This window comes from Microcoleus sp. FACHB-68 (genome assembly GCF_014695715.1).
Lineage (GTDB): Bacteria > Cyanobacteriota > Cyanobacteriia > Cyanobacteriales > Oscillatoriaceae > FACHB-68.
Window position 1 is genome coordinate 19572 of the sequence record NZ_JACJOT010000006.1, and the last position, 17694, is coordinate 37265.

At 45.7% G+C, this 17694-nt stretch carries 17 protein-coding genes; 6 read left to right on the forward strand and 11 right to left on the reverse strand.

Annotated features, from left to right (window positions below):
* Positions 1-53 precede the first annotated feature (53 nt).
* Positions 54-1364, reverse strand: coding sequence for a radical SAM family heme chaperone HemW (gene hemW, locus H6F73_RS04685; protein ID WP_190757653.1), 1311 nt, complete (start codon positions 1362-1364; stop codon positions 54-56).
* A 191-nt stretch (positions 1365-1555) separates the two neighbouring features.
* Here hemW and H6F73_RS04690 point away from each other — a divergent pair, with 191 nt between their 5' ends.
* Both H6F73_RS04690 and H6F73_RS04695 read left to right on the forward strand, forming a co-directional pair.
* Positions 1556-2638, forward strand: coding sequence for a PIN/TRAM domain-containing protein (locus H6F73_RS04690; RefSeq protein WP_190757654.1), 1083 nt, complete (start codon positions 1556-1558; stop codon positions 2636-2638).
* A 474-nt stretch (positions 2639-3112) separates the two neighbouring features.
* Complete coding sequence (locus H6F73_RS04695; RefSeq protein ID WP_190757655.1) at positions 3113-3322, forward strand: bromodomain-containing protein; 210 nt, start codon at positions 3113-3115, stop codon at positions 3320-3322.
* 132 nt (positions 3323-3454) lie between these two features.
* Here the strand turns inward: H6F73_RS04695 and H6F73_RS04700 are convergent, their stop codons facing one another.
* On the reverse strand, positions 3455-4693 hold the full coding sequence (locus H6F73_RS04700) for a VWA domain-containing protein (protein ID WP_190757656.1): 1239 nt from the start codon (positions 4691-4693) through the stop codon (positions 3455-3457).
* A 243-nt stretch (positions 4694-4936) separates the two neighbouring features.
* Between H6F73_RS04700 and H6F73_RS04705 the strand changes: the two genes are divergently transcribed.
* From H6F73_RS04705 to H6F73_RS04720, 4 genes are all read left to right on the forward strand, one after another.
* Entirely contained in the window at positions 4937-5623 is a 687-nt protein-coding gene (locus H6F73_RS04705) for an ATP-dependent Clp protease proteolytic subunit (RefSeq protein WP_190757657.1), read from the forward strand.
* Positions 5624-5654: 31 nt separating this feature from the next.
* Positions 5655-6251, forward strand: a complete 597-nt coding sequence (locus H6F73_RS04710; protein ID WP_190757658.1) for an ATP-dependent Clp protease proteolytic subunit — start codon at positions 5655-5657, stop codon at positions 6249-6251.
* 193 nt (positions 6252-6444) lie between these two features.
* On the forward strand, positions 6445-7068 hold the full coding sequence (locus H6F73_RS04715) for a J domain-containing protein (protein ID WP_190757659.1): 624 nt from the start codon (positions 6445-6447) through the stop codon (positions 7066-7068).
* Between the two features lie 664 nt (positions 7069-7732).
* A complete protein-coding gene (locus H6F73_RS04720) occupies positions 7733-8062 on the forward strand; it encodes a hypothetical protein (RefSeq protein ID WP_190757660.1) in 330 nt (109 codons plus the stop codon).
* A gap of 338 nt (positions 8063-8400) precedes the next feature.
* On the opposite strand, the gene H6F73_RS04725 is transcribed toward H6F73_RS04720, so the two are convergent.
* From H6F73_RS04725 to hflX, 9 genes are all read right to left on the reverse strand, one after another.
* On the reverse strand, positions 8401-9024 hold the full coding sequence (locus tag H6F73_RS04725) for a chemotaxis protein CheB (protein WP_347239474.1): 624 nt from the start codon (positions 9022-9024) through the stop codon (positions 8401-8403).
* 333 nt (positions 9025-9357) lie between these two features.
* Positions 9358-10635 (reverse strand): ATP-grasp domain-containing protein, encoded by a 1278-nt coding sequence (locus tag H6F73_RS04730; RefSeq protein WP_190757661.1) that lies wholly within the window; start codon positions 10633-10635, stop codon positions 9358-9360.
* Positions 10636-10905: 270 nt separating this feature from the next.
* Positions 10906-11859: an isoaspartyl peptidase/L-asparaginase family protein gene (locus H6F73_RS04735; RefSeq protein WP_190757662.1), complete on the reverse strand. Its 954-nt coding sequence runs from the start codon at positions 11857-11859 to the stop codon at positions 10906-10908.
* Between the two features lie 61 nt (positions 11860-11920).
* Complete coding sequence (locus tag H6F73_RS04740) at positions 11921-12292, reverse strand: DoxX family protein (protein WP_190757663.1); 372 nt, start codon at positions 12290-12292, stop codon at positions 11921-11923.
* Positions 12293-12341: 49 nt separating this feature from the next.
* On the reverse strand, positions 12342-12944 hold the full coding sequence (locus H6F73_RS04745) for a hypothetical protein (RefSeq protein WP_199330424.1): 603 nt from the start codon (positions 12942-12944) through the stop codon (positions 12342-12344).
* A 173-nt stretch (positions 12945-13117) separates the two neighbouring features.
* The gene (locus H6F73_RS04750) at positions 13118-13669 is read right to left on the reverse strand and encodes an NUDIX hydrolase (protein ID WP_190757664.1); all 552 of its coding nucleotides are present in this window, start codon (positions 13667-13669) and stop codon (positions 13118-13120) included.
* A gap of 130 nt (positions 13670-13799) precedes the next feature.
* A complete protein-coding gene (locus H6F73_RS04755; RefSeq protein ID WP_190757665.1) occupies positions 13800-14195 on the reverse strand; it encodes a hypothetical protein in 396 nt (131 codons plus the stop codon).
* A gap of 46 nt (positions 14196-14241) precedes the next feature.
* Positions 14242-15273: a hemerythrin domain-containing protein gene (locus tag H6F73_RS04760; protein WP_190757666.1), complete on the reverse strand. Its 1032-nt coding sequence runs from the start codon at positions 15271-15273 to the stop codon at positions 14242-14244.
* Between the two features lie 64 nt (positions 15274-15337).
* Positions 15338-17053: a GTPase HflX gene (gene hflX, locus H6F73_RS04765; RefSeq protein WP_190757667.1), complete on the reverse strand. Its 1716-nt coding sequence runs from the start codon at positions 17051-17053 to the stop codon at positions 15338-15340.
* Between the last annotated feature and the right edge of the window lie 641 nt (positions 17054-17694).

Here is a 17694-nt window from a genome sequence, read left to right on the forward strand (position 1 = left end):
TTGAGGATAATCAAATTCTCTCTAAATAGCGTTGAAAATTTAGTTGCTTTATATTAAGAACTAAATTGACGAAACAGGCTGGCCAGAATCGTATTAGAAAATAAGAATCCTTCCGGGTCACTCAGGCGCAGTTGGCCAAATGCTGGCGGGTTTTGTCCGAGGGAAACCGCGCTCGGCACTCCATCTGGGTTTAAGATTTCTACCCATCCTTGCCGGTGATAGGGTTGCAAACACGTCAAAATCTTTTCTAGGGTGCCGGTCCCAAATTTTTCGGCTAGTCCAGACAAGCTCAACCCTTCTGCCAGCCGTAACCCCAACATCAAAGTTTCCAGCAGAATATCCTGAAAACACTCAGTGCCGGCATCCTCTATTTCGCTTGCCCCATTCTGCTTTGCGCCTTCCGAGTGCAGCCATTCATAATATTCCCACGTCTTGCGAGGTCGCGTAAATCGCCGGCCTTGAACATAACTGGTTGCACCCATGCCAAAGCCAAAGTAAGGCCGGTTTTGCCAGTACACTCGATTATGCCGGCATTGATAACCAGGCTTGGCGTAATTAGAAATTTCGTAATGTTCGTAACCGGCACTTGTTAAGATTTGCTGTGCTAGTCGGTACATTTGAGCAGCCATTTCATCTCCTGGCAAGGGCTGAACACCGGCTTGATAGTAACGATTAAAGGCTGTATTTTGCTCAACGATCAAATCGTAACTTGAAATATGAGCCGGTGAAATCGCCACCGCTGCTTCTAGCGAAGCTTTCCACAGATCAAGGTTTTGATGGGGCAACCCAGAAATTAAGTCGATACTGAAATTGTGAAAATCTACCTGGCGAAGCATTTCCACTGCTTCCAAAATGTCTGAAACTGTATGAGAACGGCCACACACACCTAACAGTTCATCTTGAAACGCTTGCACGCCTAAACTCACCCGATTTACCCCAGCCGTTCGATAGCCTTCGAGTTGTTCCAGGGTAAAGGTTCCTGGGTCCATCTCCATCGAAATTTCAGCGCCGGCAGCTAGGCCAAACTCTTGCTCAAGTGCTTCCAAAATACGCCGGATCTGGCCGGCTGAAAGCAGAGAGGGAGTGCCGCCACCAAAAAAAATTGTCTCTAGTGGCAGAGATTTTGAGCGGAGAAGCGGTTGACAAGTTGCTGAAGTTGTGCATACTTCTTGCAACAGCATCTCAACATATTGTTGAATTGTGCCAGAATTCTCACCATTTTTGCGATCCCCAACCACAGAAACGGGAAAATCGCAGTAATAACAGCGACGCCGGCAGAAGGGAATGTGAAGGTAGGCAGCAGTCGGAACACCTGATGTTAAAGAGCTTGGAGGCGTTGGAGTATAAGCTATTGCACTATTCAAGGGAGGTAAAAAACCAGAATTTGCTAAATGTGACGGGAATCTTTACTAATGCTGAGGGGGTAAACGAGAAACTGAATGCAAAACCTCTAAAGATATAATAAAACCAATTCTATCTTTGCGATGAGTTTAACGGCTAATCGCTCCTAAATTCCCCCCTGGGAATTAAATCCGAAATTTATCGGTTTAAAACGATGCTTGATGCAATCATTATTCTTTCATTCATCCTAGCAGCAGCAGGAATCGGTTTCTACGGGGTAGAACTGCTTCCTAGCAGTACGATGCAACAGGTAACGAGTATAGAGGGGTTGCGCTTGGTAACAACCGGCTTTGGGGCGCTGATTGGCGTTGCCGTCGGCTTATCGGCGCAAACCACCTATCGGCGGATGGAAGCGCAGATCCGCCAAATGCCGGTAGAAATGCTGCTGACGCGTGCGGTTGGTTTAGTCATTGGCTTATTAGTTGCCAACTTAATGCTGGCCCCGCTTTTCTTGCTGCCGATTCCCCGTGAGTTTGCCTTTATTAAACCCTTAGTGGCTGTGGTTGGCAGCATCCTGTTTGCCTTCACCGGCGTCACTTTGGCAGACAGTCATGGTCGCGCCTTCTTACGCTTGATCAATCCGAACAGTGTGGAATCCATCCTGATGGCCGAAGGCACCCTCAAGCCGGTGGCAACCAAAGTTTTAGATACCAGCTGCATTATTGATGGTCGCATCGAGCAGTTGCTAGAAACTGGATTTGTTGAGGGTCAAATTCTTGTAGCGCAGTTTGTGCTACAGGAATTGCAACTTGTGGCTGATGCTTCTAACGATTTAAAACGCGTGAGAGGCCGGCGCGGTTTGGATATCCTCAAGCGGCTAATGGAAACGTATCCAGACCGGATTGTGATCCATTCAGCAGACTACGAAGATATCAACACAGTGGATGCTAAATTAGTCCGTTTAGCACAAGAAATTAACGGCACCTTGCTGACAAATGACTACAACTTAAGTAAAGTTGCCAGCGTCCAAAAAGTGCCGGTGTTGAATATCAATGACTTAACCCAAGCTGTACGTCCGACTTATCTTCCTGGCGATAATATTGACCTAAAAATCGTTAAAGAAGGGAAAGAACCGGCTCAAGGCGTGGGTTATTTAGAAGACGGCACAATGGTGGTTGTTGAAGAAGGTGGCATCCACATTGGCGGCGAATTGCGCGTCGTCGTGACATCCGCACTACAAACGTCTGCCGGTCGGATGATTTTTGCCCGTCCCCACGCATCAGCCGTTACTGGATAATTTGGAGGCAATGGCTCGCAAATTCCGAATAAAACTCTGTGACTGCTGTCATCAAACTGCCCCGGTTCTCTATCGTGTTCAATACGATAAGTCGGGGCAGTGGTTTTTTGTTTGTAAAGAATGCTGGCCGCAGGTTAGTCAAAATAATCCTTTCTACGTTTATGGGGGCACTTGGAAAGCAGAGAAAAGGTAAAATATTTAAACCATATTTTTTAACCCTAAATAATAGCTAGTTGGCTCGTCCTACCTACATGAGTTAATAGTTAATTTAAGAGAAAATAGGAATACAAAATAATTTTATACTTTTAGCCTGTTTAAAATAGCTGAAATTTTAAGCAAGCGATCTAAGCAGAAGTTTACTGCTTTTGGCAGATATTATTATTGCTATATATTCCCAAGGATAGGAGTTTCATCAGAACTCAAATCGTAGGATTGCAAGTAGACCAACAAAATGTTGTATCTGGTGTTTGACTTATGGACTTGAAGTATAAGTGGAAAAATGGCTATAAGCCGAGTCGAGATGAGGCGGCACGAAATGAGTCCCTGCTGGACGAGGGACAGTTTAAGAGCGACAAAGACCGGCAGCTAGCAGAACAAGAGGCGAGAAAGCATTTAGGCGTGCCGGTGCGAACCTCAGATGAGAGTGCGTCTGTACTGCCTCACGCCGCTCCGCCTCCAGAATAAAGCAAGTTGTTTTCTTTTCGCGTAAATAGCACAGAGGTACGCAGCATTATAAATTTTCCGCTGCGTACCTTTGCGATCTTTTCTGACTTGCTTGCCTTAAAAAAAACCGGCCTGCGATTTTCACCGGCTTGACTATTGCAAAACAGTTTTAGAAACAATGCGAGTTTTCTTGCGATCAGCTTCTGAAAGTTCTTCCCCTGATTGCAATTGCGTTGCACTGCTTTGCAATACCGTCGCCGCACCTTTATCTCCCATTTGCAGCGCCGTTTTCGCGGCTGTTTGCAACATTGTAGCGGCACCGGCTCGATCGCCTTGTTGCAATTTCGCCTCTGCCAGTTGAGTTTGCCGGTATTTTGCCAAAGCGAGAATGTGCTGCTGTACTTCTGGGTTAATTGCCGGCTGGTAAACACTCAGGAAGTTAGCATCCACCGGCACCACTTCCGAGAGTACCCCTTCAACACCGGCAGCAGGGTCATCATAACGGATTTGCAGATTGGCAATCGTTTGCCGGCCTTGTGCCAGCTGCGCGAGGTAAAGGTTAGCCAAAATCACTCTGGGTGCATCCTTCATTAAGTCTCCCAAACGCACCACAATCCGATCTGCCTCTCTTTGCACCGGCAATTCAATCGCATCGGGGATCACCTGAGCGATCGGTTTGAGTTCCGCGAGGCGCACCTTCGGCATTAATGACAGCAACAGGTAAGCATTCGTTAGTCCCACAGATTGAATGCGGCTAAACAGCCGGCTAAACACATCGATCGCTTGATCGGGACGCTCAATATAAGCCAAATTACCGCCGGCAGCATCGGCAATCTTTTCCAAAATATCTTGATTCCAGTGATCACCAAACCCCAGCGTATTTAGTGTGAGTTTGTGATCAGTTGCCAGTTGAGCCAGCTTCAAACAACGGTTATTATCGCCGTGTTCATTCTCGCCATCTGTGAGGAGAAACGCTTGGGAAATCCTATCTTTTTTGCCTTTAGCCAGTTCATCAATTCCCAGCTTCAAACCCTCATCAATGGCAGTACCGCCTTCAGGATGAAGTTTATCAATCTGCTTTTTAACCCGCCCCCGATCTTCAATCGCCTGATTTGAGACAATGACTTTAGCCCTGTGGTCAAATGCCACCACCGAGAGGCGATCACCCGGATTCAGCCTATCTACAAGGCGATGCGCTGCTTGTTTCACCGTTTCCAGGGGTCGCCCACTCATCGAACCACTGTGATCCAAAATCAAACACAAGTTGAGGGGCACATTGCGATCCATCTCAGCAGCGATCGCAGAGATCGAAATCGATAGCTGACGCTGGCTGCTTGCCTGAGTGGCATCAACGTTAGAATCATTTAAGGCCGGTTGCAAACTTACTTTCATAATCAAATCGTTCCTGCGAAACTCAATACCGATAGGAATGACATCATAGGCAAATACTAGCGTTACGCAGAGCGCCAGCAGCGCTTTCGAGCCATCTCGTTATTACTCAGCATAGGCTAGGGGGCGAGAAAATGACGAAGCCATCTGCCGGTAGTGAAATTACTCCTCGACCGTTCCTCCTGCGTTCACACCATCACGCTACTATGTTAGAGATAGTGTCATCATTTCAGGCAACCATCAGCAATGAACTCACCCATCAAGGCTGTTCAATCGAGCCAATACGGAGATGCCTACTATAGGACACCCCCGCCAGATTTACCGTCCCTTTTATTGAAGGAACGCATTGTTTATCTGGGACTGCCGCTAGTTTCACCAGATGAGTATAAAGATCAGCTAGGGGTAGACGTAACAGAGCTAATTATTGCCCAATTGCTCTATTTGCAATACGATGACCCAGAGAAGCCTATTTATATCTACATCAACTCTACCGGCACTTCTTGGTATGGTGGAGATTCCATTGGTTTTGAAACAGAAGCCTTTGCAATCTGTGACACCATTAGTTACATAAAGCCTCCCGTTCATACCATTTGTTTGGGTCAGGCAATGGGCACGGCAGCAATGATTTTATCAGCCGGCACGAAAGGATGTAGAGCGAGTTTGCCCCACGCTACGATCATTCTGCACCAAGCTCGCAGCCGCACACGGGGTCAAGCCACAGACATTCAAATTCGGGCAAAAGAAGTCTTGGCAAATAAAGCGACAATCGTGGAGATTTTCGCAAAAAATACGGAACAGTCGGCTGAAAAAATTTCCAAAGATATGGACAGAATGTTCTACATGACCCCCTATCAAGCCAAAGAATATGGCTTGATCGACCGGGTTTTAGAAAGTTCTAAAGACCTGCCTACACCCGTCCCCGCTGTAGTCTGAGTTGTATACCCGCTAAAAGCAAGAGACTCCTATGCCCATTGGTATTCCTCAAGTTCCCTACCGCCTCCCAGGCCAACCTTACACCCAGTGGATTGATATCTACACTCGCCTTTCTCTGGAAAGAATTATTTTCCTGAGTCGAGAAGTCAATGATGGAGTTGCAAATTCTATCATCGCTCGGATGCTTTATTTAGATTCCGAGGATCAAGGCAAAGATATTCTTCTGTACATCAATTCTCCGGGCGGTTCGGTAACAGCCGGCTTGGCGATTTATGACACAATGCAGCACATTAAATCAGATGTGGTGACAATTTGTGTGGGAATGGCAGCCTCAATGGGTGCGTTCCTCCTCACTGCCGGCACCAAAGGGAAGCGACTCGCACTTCCCCACGCACGGATCATGATCCACCAACCCCTTGGCGGTGCTCAAGGACAAGCTTCAGACATCGAAATTGAAGCCAGAGAGATCATCCGCACTCGCCGGCAACTCAATGACATGATGGTACAGCGAACCGGCCAACCTCTCTCTAAAATTGAGAAGGATACCGACCGCGATTATTTCATGTCTGCTCAAGAGGCGAAAGAATACGGCTTAATTGACCGAGTCATTGAAGAGCGTCCCGCCTAAAACACCGGCATGAGTTGGGGCAAGACTGACGCAAGCAGGGGAGGGTAAGAGCGGTTGTATTTTTCCCCCCTCCCCCCCTGTTTCTCAAAAGCGTAAGTCTCGAAAGGGTTGCCCTTGTTAGATTTGTTCTCAGACATAAATAAGCGTGGCAGAATCTTTATAAAGAGAGATTCTGCCTTTTTCGTGGAAGTGAATGAACATTGCAGACTGCTACCGACTGTTGGGGTTGACTTCAAAAGCAAGTCAAGCGGATGTGAAGGCGTCTTTCCGGCGTCTGGCGCGGCTTTATCACCCGGATGTGAACACCGGCGACCGATATGCCCATGAGAAATTTATTCGGCTGCATGAGGCGTATAAGTTGCTGTTAGAGGTTGCCAAGCCAGAACCCGAACCGTTGAGGCAGCCGCAAACCACGCCGGCAGCTAAAAAAGAGCCGGTGGTAACAGTGCGCCGGCAGCCGGCGGCAACGCGAGTAACTCCCAAAGAACCGAAGTTTCAAGAAAACTGCCAACTATCAGACTTTGAGCGGCAGATGAAGGAAAATTCGTACATACAGTTGCAGTATTTACTTAAATCGCAACGCTTTCCCCGTGCGATCGCACTCGTTGAAGGGTTAGCGCAACGTCTTCCCTACGATTCAGAAGTGCGGCAGTGGCAGGCGATCGCTTATCAGCGCTGGGGCCGGCACTTGATTGGGGAGAAACAGCTCGATAAGGCAAGAATTTATCTGAAAAAAGCCCTCCGTACCGACCCCCACAATCGTTCTTTGTGGTCGGAAGTGGAACGAGATTTTCGCCGGCTGGAGAAGATTTTTTGAAGTTCTCTGCCATTGCAATTGTCTCCTATGCTTTGAAGATTTTTGACGACTTTAAAACTCTTAACACCTACACAGATTCAACTTTGCTTATTTTTATAAGTTTAAAAGTTTTTTTGCCAGCTTCAAAATCTAGGTTGGGCTGAGCAATCCAACATCTGAACGACTTATCTATGTTGAGTTTCGCGTTGCTTTACCCGGCAAGCTCATCTGTCGGCTTCTTTTCTTAAATTGAGAGCCTTCAGGTCAAAAAATGCTGTGTAGGAGGCAAGATACTGAATTTAACGCGTGATGCCGGCTTCAACAATTATTGAATGATTACACTAGGTAAAAACTTTTATAATCGTTATTTTTTTTTAACAATACTCAACAGTAGCAAAGCCGGCTTGCTCACTCCTCTTCCTACCGAGTGAAGGCTCTTCTATCTAAAGAATGAGCCTGAGATTAAGTTTGTATGTGCTTTTTAATCAAAAATGCTTTACAGCAAATCGCGCCGAATGAAGTTATGGTGGAACATTTTGCCCCCACAGGTTTGAAAGATATTTGCCTTTAAACCCCTAATATTTTGCTTTTTTTACAAACTCATTCTTTTGAAAGAGCCATTTTCCTGTGAGATTCCCTAGACTTAGTTCAGTAAGTAAAAAGTTTTGAAACCCTTAAAACAGCCATGAAACAAGAAAGTAAAAACCAAACAAATCAACCAGTCAGTGAAGATTGGCATTCCCGCACAGAGCCGACAGCTAAGGAAAAAAACTTAACGGCAAATCCGGGAGATGTAATTTCTCCTGAAGCTCAAACTATTGAAGAAAAGGCTAAACAAGTCGCTGTAGATTCACCCGATATTACAGGTGATCAGATTACAGTACCGACTTACTTTATTGTGGAATACCCGGATGGTGAGAAAAAGGCGCTCCACCACGTACACGACGCTGAAGCAATTTCTGATGTAATCCGACAAGCTCGCGTTGATGAAGATGGCAATCGAGTTTGGTGGTAATCCTCTGAAAGCTCTTGCTTAACGCTTAACAAGCAAGGGCTTTCCAATTTCTGACTATCCTGTTGAGTGTGACTGTTAAATGTTTTTACTTTGTCTAGACAAGGTAATAAAGCTTAATTTAAAATAAAAATAGGCTATTTTTTTATGGGGTGCTGCCGGCACAATAAATCCTCATCCAGAAATCATGCAGCACCCCAATAATTAAAGCCAATTATTAAATATAAAATTTAAGGAAACCCAGTTTTTTTCAAGTTGGGGGCTACAGCGATTGTATTGTAATCGCTCATCGTTTTAAATCGGTTGCCCTTAACTTTTTCGCCGCTGTTAGTTCACCCACTCTATAGAACTTTGTTGGCAATTACTAGCTCCAGCAACGTGCCGGCGATTGCACTTAAGGGAAGAATTAAATCTACTTTTCCTGTGGCAATAGCAGCCTCTGGCATACTGAAATACTCGCAGCTAGCTTCATCTTGAGCGATGACTAAGCCACCCTGCTTTTTGATGGCAACCACCCCTAAAGCCCCATCACTTAGTTTGCCAGTCAGCACAACTGCGATTGCTCGTGTTTTAAAACTGGCTGCGACTGAGGCAAACATTTTAGTGGCTGCAGGGCGCACAAAATTCATCTTTGGCTCATCTGACAAACATATTGTTCTGTCTGCCTTAATCAGCAGGTGCTTGTTGGGGATAGGAGTGTAAACGGTTCCTGGGCGTAGGCGTTCCCCGTCTTCTGCCGGCTTAACCCGCAAAGCCGTGCGCCTAGCGAGGATTTCAGCCATATAGCTGGGGTAGTCGGCACTTAGATGCTGCACTAAGGTAATCGCTGCAGGAAAGTCTGCCGGTAAGACAGATAAAATCTCGCTAATTGCTTTTAGCCCCCCCTGAGAAGTGGCGATCGCGATTAAAGAGAAATCGGCTTCGGGGAAATCAGATAAGATTGCCGGTCGCGCCTGCTTGATCACGTTTTTTCCTTGATAGATAGCTCACCAATGCAAGCTCTGGGCTAGTGAACTACCTATCATGACAATTTCCTTTAAATTACTCATTCTTAGAAATCAGCTTGATTCCTACTAATCATGGGTAATTCTGTGGGATTTATCTGACTCTATGAAATTGTACATAGGCTAGCAAACTATTACTATTATAGCTTATGTTCGCTAGCGCACATAAGGAAATCACAAAAGCATAGAGTCTTTACCGGCAGCCGCCGACCGAGGCAAATGCTGGGCCTGCGTTCTGTCAGGTGGTAGCAGGATGAGGATGACAGAAGAAAAAATTGGGAACGATCAAGCTGTTTAGCTCAGTCCTTGTAACCCTTTCTCTTTTAAATTCTTCTCAATATGCTGCACTTCCTCCAGCGTTTCTCCAGCAACAATTCCGTAAATATCGGTGTGGATTTTTCCGTATTTGACCTTATCTAAAGCGGACAAAATAATAAAGTCTTTGCGCTCTAGTTCAGGTTTCAAGGTGGCTAGAATCGAGTCTAATGTTCCATCCATGCGGTAGTCGCTGGAATATTTCGCCACCTGCTTTGCTAGCTTTTGCAGTGTATGGCGTTGCAAGCAGAGGGGAGTTGAACCATTGACTCGAAAATTGGCATCGATCACATACATCTGTCCGTCTTTATCTTCGAGTACATCGAAGCCAATAACGCCAAAATATCCCTGTTGATTTGCATACCGACCAATGGCGGCAATCATGTCATAAAATTTGCTCATATCATTGTGCCGGTAGTCAATTACTCCCCCTAAATAGCTACCTTCTGGGGTAACAAGTTGACCCGTCGTGCCAATGAGGGTAATATCTCCCGCCTTACTGACGTAGAACTGCACGCAGTAGTTTTCCACGACATTGTTGACGAATTCCGAGACAATAATCGTATCGAGCAACTTAATATCGAGATATTTCTTCACTTCCCGCAAACAGTAGTCCAATTCGCTGGGACTTTTAATAATATAAGTGCCTTCCCCTGATAGTCCGTGAGAAGTCTTAATTAAGAAGGGGAATTGCTCTGGTAACGCAATGTCTTCGATATTGACTTCATGCAGGTTGTAGCTTGAATATTTCGGGCATTGCACCCCCAATTCGGCTAGGGTTGCTTTGCTGAGCAAATGGTAGTGGCTGTCTGGATGGACGGCGTGTTTTTCAGGTTTGAGATTATCGAAGGGAAATAAACTGATGAGTTTGTCAAAGTCATCACTCACACTAAGCTCATCAAGATACGTCGCGCAGTCTATTCTCTTCATAATATTGGAATAGCTGAAGCCAAAATGCTCGCGCCAGTAGTCAAGCAGCGAATTTGGCGGATCGGTGATAATAATCCCTGGAATGGCATCACCTAACACAGCCAGATTTTTCCAAGGTTCCTTCTGGCAAATCTTGTCGAAGGTGGTTTTAGTGGCTTCACTACTACCGTCTTGAATAAAATATTTTTGCCGGTTGGGGTAAGCCGCCCAGCTTGCAGTCGCAGGATAATTTAGCAGGAACGCATAACGCGCATCCGTGATGTCTTGAGCAAACAGATCGGAAAAAGAATTACCCTGAAAATATTGAAAGTCGGATGTTGAGTTCATAAAAAGAAGGCTAAACAACCAATAATCAGTATTCTCCCAAGTAGCGATTTTTCTATCATCTTCCTGGGGGCTATTTAGGTAAGGCAACACAGGGGAATAAGTATTCCTATAGGCGCGTGTTTTGACAAAAAATCCCCTTTCAGAGTGAAAGAGGATTTGTTAAGCCTGCGCCTACCGGCAGAATCAAATAGCCCTGGGCTTTACCCAAATGCTTGTGCTTATCCGTGTTTGATCGCTTTAGGCTAGTGAACCGTAAGCGAGCGGACGCGATTATTCCGAGGGGGAGTGAACCGTCATCAGCTCTTTTGTACCTGACGGAACACCTTGTGCTTTTGAGCTATTTTCTTCTTCTTTGCTAATAAACGCAGCCGGTTTGTCCATGTCTTGCGTCATATAAGCAACTGCCATGTGATCTGAGTTGTACGCCCAGCCAATGCGTCCCTGCCGATCTACGAGGATGCAGCCGGCCTCTCCTTCAACCTTAGAGACCAAAGTCTCAATTGCCTTGCGCGATGCCTCTTCTGGATGGGTGTCTCCCGCCATCAAATCAATCGCCGTTTTGGCAAGAACCACTGGGATAATTGACTCGCCATCGCCTGTGGTTGAGCAAGCGCCCAGGTGGTTATCAGCGTACAAGCCACAGCCAACCAAGGCGGTATCGCCAACACGACCCTGCGGTTGACCTGTGGTGCCCCCAGTTGAGGTGCCGGCAACGACAGTGCCGGTGGCATCTATCGCCACACAGCCAACGGTGTTGGGGCGATCAAGAACTTCCTGCTCCTCTTCCCACTCCTTTCGCTGCTCCTCACTAATCAAATCTTCTTTTGGACACAGCTCAAGCCCATGTTCGGCGGCAAAGCGTTCGCCACTGCGCGCGACTAACAGCATGGGTTTTTCATCCATAATCTTGTGTGCAACTGAGATCGGATGGCGCACCCCTTGAACGGCTGCCACTGCCCCCCAACCTAACTTGGCACCTTCCATCATCGCCGCGTCTAGCTCAACTTCTCCCTCACTGTTGAGGGTTGCGCCAAAGCCGGCGTTAAATGTCTGGTCAGTTTCGAGAACACGGATCGCAACCTCAACGGCTTCTCCGGCACTGCCTCCACTGCGAAGCACTGCCCAGCCGGCCTCAACTGCGGCTAAGCAGCCGGCGTGGTTTGCTTGAATCTTTTCGTCTGTGATGGTTTTTGCTCCACCATGAACAATAATACTGAGTGTCATTTGTAGCTCCTTATTTTGAACCTGAGTAAACTTTTGTAGATCGTTGCAATTGACGTAAACCTTATTCTCTGGTGAACCACCAAGCCCAAGCGACTAAAAGCGCCTGAAACGGAAGTCGCAACCAAATCAGTGGCGGATCGTGCGGCAGCGCTGGAACTTCAATGTTATTGATCGCCTGATAAAGATTGGCTGGAAAAACAGCAATAAAAAGTACAGCGAGAAGCCAAGCAGCGCTACGACTAACTTGAGGAATTAATAATCCGACTCCACCCAAAATTTCCAGAAATCCGCTGATGTAAACCAGTGCCAGATGATAGGGAAGAAAGGCCGGCACAATTTTCTCAAATGGTTCTGGGCTAGTAAAATGCCATGCACCGATGACTACCATCCCTAGGGCAAGTATGATTTGGAAAACTTTTTTGTACCGCTTCATAGCTGAAGGCTGTTCCAGAGAATATCTTTAAATAGGATCGGGTCAGCTTTTATGTTTGAATTTTCACCTCAGAGATACAGTCAACTTGGTTTTGGGCTAGATTTCTGAGCCTCAAGAACTGCTGGCGCATCATGAGTAAATCTCCCCACGGCAGCACCCAGGGCATCCATGACAAAAAGCGGTTTCTCGGATAGAAAATATGCCCTTTGAGAACAAGGCGGCAAGTGTCTTGCGTCACCGGAAAAACGACATAACTAGCAGCAATGTTGCCAAACAGTGCGATGGCTTGTTTGTCATCCATCACTATCGTTAAATGCCGATTCTCTTCAAACTCAACAAGTTTAAAGATGCCCATCACTCTTTGACCAAGCGCTAGATCTTCTACTCCGGGGAGCAGTTGTTCTGGACTCGGACGATCTGAGAGCGACGCTTGAACGTTGAAAAATATCTTTTCGAGCCGGTCAATCCAGTCGTAACTGTAAGATTCAACTTTTAGTTGACATAACCACCGGAATAAAATAGGAGCCGGTGCTTTTACATCTATAGCTCGGAAATACGCCTCGTCAGAACTATCAATGTAGCGGTCGCAAGGGAACGACATTAATCTTTCTTCTGGGGTAGAACCCCAAGTTTTTGCAATGCCTTGTTCCATATTGATATTGGCTATCGGTTCGTTAAAATGCCTCCTAATTCTTAGGCAATTAGGCGTTTTTAAGTGAGCCGATAATTATTAATGTTAGCGATTCTTGATAAATTTTGATATTACTCTGAAGAGAGATTATAAAGAGTATTCTTCATCACAAACAAATTTCATACTAGGGGCATTTAATCGCCAGACGACAGCGTATTGCCGGCTTTGAGAATCAGCACACAACTAGGCCCGTGTGTAATCGCGTTATCCATCACCTTTTGCAGGGCTGCATTCAAAGGAATTTGAAGTTTCTCTATGGTTTCCGTTCCCTCTTGATGCGCTTCTTGGAACGTTAACTGCTTTGCCAAAAATAGATAAACGGGACAATGCACAATCGAGGTGTCTAAATCAAAGAACCCCAACTCTATCCATTCATCTGCCGTAATTCCCAACTCTTCTTGAACTTCTCGCTTTGCCGCATCCAGTGCCGGTTCATTTTCCTCAAGTGCACCGCATACCACTTCAATACTCTCTTTCCCAAGCGCATAGCGAAATTGCCGGGTAAGATATACAGTGCCCTCGCTATCGATTGGCAAAATAGCAACACCGGCTTTCATTTTGACGGTCGTGTACATACCCGGTTTCCCGTCAGGTTGAAGAACTTGATCTTCACGAACATTGATAAAGGAATTTTCGTATTTCTGAGAAGTTTCTTGTATTGTCCAAGGGCCGTGTTTTTGTGCCATGATAGATTCTCCTCATTATTAATTCGCAAATAACAGAGAACTGCCCTTTTCAAAAAAAGGACAGTCGCGTAAATTTCAACTATTTAACTCAAACAATTCTTCAGACTTAATCACATAAACCGCTAGAGAGTCACTCCAAAGCCGGCTTAATTCGAGGGTAAGAAGATAGAAACACAACAAAGAGAATGGCAAACGTCAGATCAATGACACCCGGAATTAAATAAAATGGGTGAACATTGCCGGCTAACGTCTGATAAGCCAGCACGCCAAATACAGAAAATTGTGCGTAAATTCCAAGTTTGACGATGTTGTGATTGCGAGAAATGTCGTTACCAACCCACCAATAGCCAATCCCAACCACAATTACCAACACAAGAAATAATTGTAAATATTCAGGGTTAGTCAGAGGTTTTTCACCAAGTAACTCACGAATCCAGCGATCTGCAAACAGCAAAGCCAGAGATTCGACCCAATTGATCACAGCCTTGAGGTAAAATATGTACTTCCACGTCGTTGGATTGTTCATAACTTGCACAAATTGGGATAGTTTTACTTAGCTACAAACTTTTGTTTTAATGAGTCGCAGCAGCCATTTCATCTTGCAGCCGGCTTTTAGCGGTTTTAAACTCAGTCGCCATTTGCTTCTGCTGTTCATCGCTGAAGTTGTTGCGGAGTCTGGGGAATATATCGCTCTCTTCTTGATTGATATGATTTCGCACCGCAGTTCTTAACCGTTCAATCGCTGCTTTAAACTCAGATGAAGCCGGATCAAGAGGTGTAATTTCGTCTAACATCTCCATCACTTCATCCGTCTGTTTGTAAATCTCCTGCGTGTGTTCGTAATCAGAACGAATTGCCGGATAGACAACTTGTTCTTCCGCTGTCCCGTGAACTTTGATATCTTTATAAAGTTGCCCAAAATACTCTTGAATTTTTTCAGGATCGTCAGAACCTAAAATTTCTGCAAACAGAGTATCAGCCTTAGTATGATCCATGAGGAGAAGGTCACGAATGCTCATCTCATCATCGGTGCGAGAAACAACGCTGCCGGCAACTCCAGTAAATGCTGCAACAGCATCTTGAACCCGCGCCCAAATTCCCTGATGTGGCTCAAGTCCTGTCAATTCACGAACACCCAAAATCTCTAGAATTCCTTTGAGTTGCTCTTGATGGGCGCGGTTCTCGAAGTTAACAGTATTTAAAGGAGTGATCGCAGCTTCAACATCAGCACCAATAATTTGAGCAGCTTTGTGAATTAACAATCCCGCCATTGTCTGCCGGTGTTTGAGTAATTCCTGCTGAGATACTTTCTCGAACAAAGTTAGCTCAGAACCTTTCATAAGTTTCTGAACTTCCTCAATCATCTTTTGGGTTGTTTCTTTCGCTTCTGCCTTGACACCATACTGAACAATCACAGTATCAAGAACGCCTAAATTTTTTTCATCGTCCTCGACCATATTTTGCAAGCGCTGGCGAATTTCATCATCTGTGCAATCTTGAATGAATTGCCGGTTATTGCTAATCAGCAGATTTTGCAATGCTTTCATCTCTGACAATTTTGTGGCAATTGCAAGACGCTTGGTGTCATCAAGAGTTTCTACCATTTTTGGTTATCCTCTAACAATGGTGAAGTCATTACAATGGATAGCCGGCACAACCGGCTCCTGCCTACATTTCTGCAAGTACCGGCGCTGAAGCAGCTTCATCAATTAGCTGGATCATTCGCTGCCGCAGAGTCTCTAAACCTAAGCGTTGAGTCGCTGAAATAAACACGGCTTCGGGATAGGCTTGTTGAGCTTGCGCTAGAGTTTCACTATCGACTTGATCGATCTTGTTAAACGCAATCAAAGCTTTACCCGGAAGCGCCGGCATTTCTCCTAACACTTCGTCTACTGAATGGATATGACTTGTCCAAGCTGGATGGGAAAGATCGACGACATGAAGCAACGCATCAGCCTCTGTAACTTCCTCTAAAGTGGCTCGAAAAGCATCCATTAGCGGAGGCGGAAGTTCGTGGATAAACCCTACAGTATCTGTTAGCAGAACTGATTGTCGTTCCTGGGTTTCTGGGTCTGCAATCACCAGCTTTCGCGTGGTGGGATCTAAGGTGGCAAATAGCTGATCCGCTGTGTAAACCTCAGCATGAGTTAACACATTCAGCAGCGTTGATTTACCGGCATTGGTATAGCCAACGACTGCGATTGTGGGAATTTCTTGCTGCTGTCGCTGCTGCCGCAAACGCGCACGATGCGCCTGTAATTGATTAACTTCCTGTTGAAGTTGGGCAATTCGCCGTTGAATGACTCGCCGTTCCGTCTCTAATTTCGTTTCACCCGGCCCTCGCGTCCCGATGCCGGCACCTAACCGAGACATCTGCTGACCCCGTCCTCTCAGCCGAGGCAGCATATATTCCAGTTGCGCCAGTTCCACTTGCAATTTGCCGGCCTGGGATTGAGCACGTTGAGCGAAAATATCTAAAATAACTTCCGTGCGATCTACGACTGGGATGTGAATCTGGGCTTCCAGGTTACGGACTTGAGAGGCAGAGATATCTCGGTCAAAGACGATGAGATTCGCTCCCAACTTATGCGCTTGCAGAGCAATTTCTTCTATTTTTCCCTCCCCCACAACGGTTTGAGGATGGGGGCGCGATCGCTTCTGCTGTATTGTGTCGAGTACGGTTCCCTTCGCACTTTCAACTAAGCGGGTGAGTTCTTCCAATCCATCTTGAAAGCGTTGGGGAGAGATATCATCGGTCATTAATCCCACCAGCAGGACTTTATCTTCGTCGCTGCCGGCTTCCTCAAACTGAAATGCGCCGTAACCTGATTGAGAAAACTCACTTTCCCATTCATCTATTAATTCGCCAAAGTCTTGTTCGCTGAGGTCATCTAAACTCAGAGGCTCAGAAACGATCCAGGGTGTTTCAGTACCGGGAATCGGGTGAGCCAAGAAAGCTTCTTTAACATAGCCGGTGGCTCCTTTTCCCGGTCGTTCAACTCCTTCTTTTGTTAAATTTAAGACGACTAAAGCGTCTAAGCGCTGCCGTGCCATTGCTGTTAGTGCGGCTGTGTCTGGTGCCGCTGATTTGATTTGAGTGGCAATGCAACGGATTCCACTCAAGCGTTCAGCGCTATGCCGGGGCAATTGTTGGGGGGGAATTCGAGTTTGGCTGGGTGTTCCCACTGCGACTCGAAACACCTGTCCGCGCCGGCTAATATAGGCACATACCGGGTGATGAATTTCTGTACTAATTGCTGCGAGGCGCTGGGCAAACTCAGCCGTAATCGCGCGATCGCTGGGTTCCCGATGTTCATATAATCGCTCTAGTTGCTTGATATGGCTGGATTTTAATCCTTGAATATGTCCGTAAATAGTTTCCATAAGCCGAAATAGAAAATTGGCTCTTTAATCCGTAAATTCTATCTTGCCTGATTTTCTTTTTAACCTTATCTTTCTTTGGGTATAAGTACAGGGCGAAAACTGTTGTATCCGCTGTCACTATGCCTTGAAAATGTCGGATTGAAAGCGGCCTGTACGGTATTCGTCTAATTCCTGAAAGCATGGAATCTCACCCTTGTGCTCATGCTTTTTGTCCAAAAAGCAAAACTTTTAGCTAAAGTTATTTTTTTTTAATAAAAATAATAAATTTAAATGAATTTTCCAAACATTTTTAATAAAACATTTTTAAAATTTTTTGAAAGTCTCTTTTAAAAATTAGCCAGATATATTAATAAATATCAATAAAGTTGTATACTTTAAAAAGTGAATCTTGAAAAGAAATATTTCCCCAGTTATGCTGAAAATGACTGGGGAAATAATAAGAAGCGTGAAGGGAAACTCACGTAATCCGTGAAACAAACAAGGTGATAGATGTATCCCTCTCCTAGGGGGGATGGCGAGAGGCGCTACCTCTAGGTTATGGTCGGTGAGGATTCGCCAGAGTGAATTGTTAAAGTCGCCGATAACAGCCAAGTCGTCTAAAGGAGCAGATATGGCATTAGGCAAAGCGTCTTTGCAAAAAA

Bases quoted from the DNA above. Each gene is read 5' to 3' on its own strand.
- H6F73_RS04690 (WP_190757654.1), top strand. From the start codon at position 1,556: ATGCTTGATGCAATCATTATTCTTTCATTCATCCTAGCAGCAGCAGGA.
- H6F73_RS04695 (WP_190757655.1), top strand. From the start codon at position 3,113: ATGGACTTGAAGTATAAGTGGAAAAATGGCTATAAGCCGAGTCGAGAT.
- H6F73_RS04700 (WP_190757656.1), bottom strand. From the start codon at position 4,693: ATGAAAGTAAGTTTGCAACCGGCCTTAAATGATTCTAACGTTGATGCC.
- H6F73_RS04705 (WP_190757657.1), top strand. From the start codon at position 4,937: ATGAACTCACCCATCAAGGCTGTTCAATCGAGCCAATACGGAGATGCC.
- H6F73_RS04710 (WP_190757658.1), top strand. From the start codon at position 5,655: ATGCCCATTGGTATTCCTCAAGTTCCCTACCGCCTCCCAGGCCAACCT.
- H6F73_RS04715 (WP_190757659.1), top strand. From the start codon at position 6,445: ATGAACATTGCAGACTGCTACCGACTGTTGGGGTTGACTTCAAAAGCA.
- H6F73_RS04720 (WP_190757660.1), top strand. From the start codon at position 7,733: ATGAAACAAGAAAGTAAAAACCAAACAAATCAACCAGTCAGTGAAGAT.
- H6F73_RS04730 (WP_190757661.1), bottom strand. From the start codon at position 10,635: ATGAACTCAACATCCGACTTTCAATATTTTCAGGGTAATTCTTTTTCC.
- H6F73_RS04735 (WP_190757662.1), bottom strand. From the start codon at position 11,859: ATGACACTCAGTATTATTGTTCATGGTGGAGCAAAAACCATCACAGAC.
- H6F73_RS04740 (WP_190757663.1), bottom strand. From the start codon at position 12,292: ATGAAGCGGTACAAAAAAGTTTTCCAAATCATACTTGCCCTAGGGATG.
- H6F73_RS04745 (WP_199330424.1), bottom strand. From the start codon at position 12,944: ATGGAACAAGGCATTGCAAAAACTTGGGGTTCTACCCCAGAAGAAAGA.
- H6F73_RS04750 (WP_190757664.1), bottom strand. From the start codon at position 13,669: ATGGCACAAAAACACGGCCCTTGGACAATACAAGAAACTTCTCAGAAA.
- H6F73_RS04755 (WP_190757665.1), bottom strand. From the start codon at position 14,195: ATGAACAATCCAACGACGTGGAAGTACATATTTTACCTCAAGGCTGTG.
- H6F73_RS04760 (WP_190757666.1), bottom strand. From the start codon at position 15,273: ATGGTAGAAACTCTTGATGACACCAAGCGTCTTGCAATTGCCACAAAA.
- hflX (WP_190757667.1), bottom strand. From the start codon at position 17,053: ATGGAAACTATTTACGGACATATTCAAGGATTAAAATCCAGCCATATC.